Source organism: Haemophilus parahaemolyticus (assembly GCF_018373095.1).
GTDB lineage: Bacteria > Pseudomonadota > Gammaproteobacteria > Enterobacterales > Pasteurellaceae > Haemophilus_A > Haemophilus_A parahaemolyticus_A.
On record NZ_JAHAHT010000141.1, the window covers coordinates 1 to 2,984 of the forward strand.

Here is a 2,984-nt window from a genome sequence, read left to right on the forward strand (position 1 = left end):
CTTGGGTTGAGCGATATTACTGCGTTTCCATTCGTGGATTCGCCCGATGTTCGTCAAGTGCAAGACGGGATTCGCTTGCTTGAAGAATTACAAGCATTTCACATTCGTAAAACTAAATTTGGCGAAAAACGTGAACTCACCCCAATCGGTCGCCAATTAGCACAATTACCTATTGATCCACGTTTAGGACGAATGGTAATTGAAGCGGCGAAAAATGGCAGTTTGCACGAAGTGATGATGATTGTCTCCGCACTTTCGATTCAAGATCCGCGTGAACGCCCGCAGGAAAAACAGCAGGCATCAGATGAAAAACATCGCCGTTTTGCTGACAAAGATTCGGACTTCTTGGCATTTGTGAACCTTTGGCACTACATTCAAACCCAGCAAAAAGCGCTCAGTAAAAACCAGTTCCGCAAGCAGTGCCAGAAAGATTACCTCAACTATTTACGCGTGCGGGAATGGCAGGATATTTATCATCAACTTCGTTTATCGGTGCGAGAAATGGGCTTTCCGATTAACACGATTGAAGCAAATTATCAGCAAATTCACACCGCTTTATTGGCGGGCTTGCTTTCGCATATTGGCTTAAAAGACAGTGAGAAAATGTACTATCTGGGGGCGAGAAACGCACAGTTTTTCATCTTTCCAACCTCTGCACTTTTCAAAAAACAGCCGAAGTGGATCATCGCTTCCGAGTTGGTTGAAACCACCAAACTCTGGGCAAGAACGGTAGCAAAAATTGAGCCTGAATGGGTTGAACCGCTAGCACAGCATTTAGTGAAAAGGAGTTACAGCGAGCCGCATTGGGCGAAATCCAAAGGGGCGGTAATGGCGTATGAAAAAGTCGCCCTCTATGGCATTCCGATTGTGCAAAAACGCTTAGTTAATTATGGCAGCATTGACCCAACGGTGAGTCGCGAAATTTTTATTCGCTCGGCAATGGTGGAAGGTGAATGGCTGAATAATTACAAATTCTTCAAAGAAAATAACCGCTTGATCAAGGAAGTGGAAGATCTTGAACACAAATCTCGTCGCCGCGACATTTTGGTGGACGAGCAAGTATTATTTGACTTCTACGATCAGCGTGTAGGCACGGAAGTGGTCTCTAGTCGCCATTTCGACAGCTGGTGGAAAAAGGCAAGCAAAGCCGATCCTGAATTACTCAATTTTGAAAAGTCGTTCCTGATGAACGAGGGGGCAAACAAGGTTTCTGAGCTAGACTTCCCGAATTTCTGGTATCAAGGTAAGCTCAAATTGAAACTCACTTATCAATTTGAAATAGGTTCAGAAGCCGATGGGGTTACGGTGCATATTCCGCTGCCGTTGCTCAACCAAGTAGAGCCTGAAGGCTTTGACTGGCAAATACCAGGGCTGCGCCACGAGCTAGTGGTAAGTTTGATTAAATCATTGCCGAAAGCGATGCGTCGTAATTTTGTGCCTGCACCGAACTATGCTGATGCCTTTTTAGGGCGTGCCGAACCGTTAGCTAAACCATTACTAGAAAGCCTGACTTACGAGCTTCGCAGAATGACAGGCGTAACGGTTGAGACTGAATTGTGGGATTATTCGCAACTGCCCGCACACTTAAAAATGACTTTCCGCGTGGTAGATGAAAAAGGCAAAAAAATTGCCGAAAGCAGTGATTTAGATGCACTAAAATTCCAGCTCAAAGATCAGGTGCAAAGTACGCTTTCCAACATTGCTGACGATGGCATTGAGCAAAGCGGTTTGCATCTCTGGAGCTTTGCTGATTTACCGCAATGCTACGAGCAGAAAAAACAGCATTTCAGCGTGAAGGCGTACCCTGCGATTGTGGATGAACAAACCGCCGTGGGCGTAAAATTGTTTGAAACTGAAGTGGAACAAACGCAAGCAATGCAAGCGGGTTTACGCCGTTTATTGTTGCTGAACGTGCCTTCGCCCATCAAATATTTACACGAAAAACTACCAAACAAAGCGAAACTCGGCTTATATTTCGCCCCGTTTGGCAAAGTATTGGAACTGATTGATGACTGCATCGCTTGTGCGGTGGATAAGCTGATTGATGAGTTCGGCGGTTTTGTCTGGACGGAAGAAAAATTCCGTGAACAGCAAGAGTTTGTGCGTGCCAATCTGAACGACACCACCGCAGAAATCGCCCTACAAGTGGAAAAATGCTTAACTTTAGCATTTGAACTCAACAAGCGAATGAAAGGCAAAATGGACTTCACGATGGCGTTTGCATTGTCGGATATTAAAGCCCAGTTGGCAGGCTTGGTGTATCCGAATTTCGTGACTCAAACTGGCTACCAACGGCTTGCCGATCTTTACCGATATTTGACCGCTATTGACAAGCGTTTAGACAAACTCGGTACAGATACCAATACTGACCGTGCTAAAATGCTACGTGTTGAGCAGGTTCAAGACGCCTATAAACAGCTGCTTGCTAAACTGCCAAAATCGAAAGCAATTCCAACAGAAGTGCTAGAAATTCGCTATATGATCGAAGAACTCAGGGTAAGTTTATTCGCTCAACAAATTGGTACAAAATATCCGATTTCAGATAAGCGGATTTTAAATACGATTACGGAATTTAAATAGTAACAAGCGATTTTTAAGTATCAAATACTTCATATAGGCAACACTACTAAATCTTCCGTCAACCATAGCTTTTGTGAGTATTGGTTAATAATGACACTATTACCGAGTTACACTTCATCTAAAATCAGCTTATTTTTACTTCCATACATCATATAATTTAAATAAAAAAGCACGATAAATTTACCGTGCTTTATTTTCTCTAAATATCCAAAAGATGAACCTTAATCTGTCCAATCTTATCCCTCACCGCCGCAGCCTTCTCAAACTCAAGCTCCTTCGCAAAATCTCGCATTTGTTGTTCGAGCTGTTTAAGTTCTTTTTCCAATTCCTTACGCGATTTTGGTGTGTAGGAAGCGGTGGAATTTTCGGAAACTTTTGCAGATTTTTTGCCACGTTTTGGTTTA

Annotated in this window: 2 protein-coding genes; one reads left to right on the forward strand and one right to left on the reverse strand. The window is 43.4% G+C overall.

The annotated features are described in order from the left end of the window. On the forward strand, nucleotides 1-2,580 hold a 2,580-nt coding region (gene hrpA / locus KH943_RS09730), incomplete at its 5' end, for an ATP-dependent RNA helicase HrpA (protein WP_304110390.1). A 199-nt stretch (nucleotides 2,581-2,779) separates the two neighbouring features. Here hrpA and KH943_RS09735 read toward each other — a convergent pair. Then, nucleotides 2,780-2,984: UvrB/UvrC motif-containing protein (locus tag KH943_RS09735; RefSeq protein WP_304110391.1), on the reverse strand; the 205-nt coding region annotated here is incomplete at its 5' end.